The sequence below is a fragment of the Megasphaera sp. NM10 genome (assembly GCF_000417505.1).
In the GTDB taxonomy this organism is placed as follows: domain Bacteria; phylum Bacillota; class Negativicutes; order Veillonellales; family Megasphaeraceae; genus Megasphaera; species Megasphaera intestinihominis.
This window is the reverse complement of the sequence record NZ_APHY01000172.1, coordinates 1-496: the sequence shown is the minus strand read 5'-3', so window position 1 is coordinate 496 and position 496 is coordinate 1. Positions and strand designations below refer to the sequence as shown.

Here is a 496-nt window from a genome sequence, read left to right as displayed (position 1 = left end):
CTGCCACCCATCTCCGCTCCATGCGTTTCTGCACTTCACGTACGCTGGGTTATCCTTTTCCCGAAGTTACGGATATATTTCCGAGTTCCTTAACGAGGGTTTTCCCGTCGCACCTTAGAATTCTCATCCTGCCTACCTGTGTCGGTTTCGGTACGGGTGCCTGAGTCCTCACTAGAAGCTTTTCTCGACAGTTTAGTGCCAGCCCCTTCGCTTCTGTCTCCAGAAGCTCCCCATCGCATCTCGGCCTTACGGGAAACGGATTTGCCTGTCTCCCGACCTACCTGCTTGGACGTGCTCTTCCAATCGCACGCGCGCCTTCCTTCCTGTGTCACTCCTTCGCTCAAACGGCCTCAGCCAGTACAGGAATTTCAACCTGTTGTCCATCTCCTACGCGTCTCCGCCTCGGATTAGGTCCCGACTTACCCTGGACGACGATCGTTGCCCAGGAACCCTTAGGCCTTTCGGTGGAGGGATTCTCACCCTTCTTTCGCTACTC

The 496-nt window shown here is 55.2% G+C and carries 1 rRNA gene; it reads right to left on the bottom strand.

The window, feature by feature from the left end:
- Positions 1-496, bottom strand: a 23S ribosomal RNA gene (locus NM10_RS13490); the annotation flags it as partial.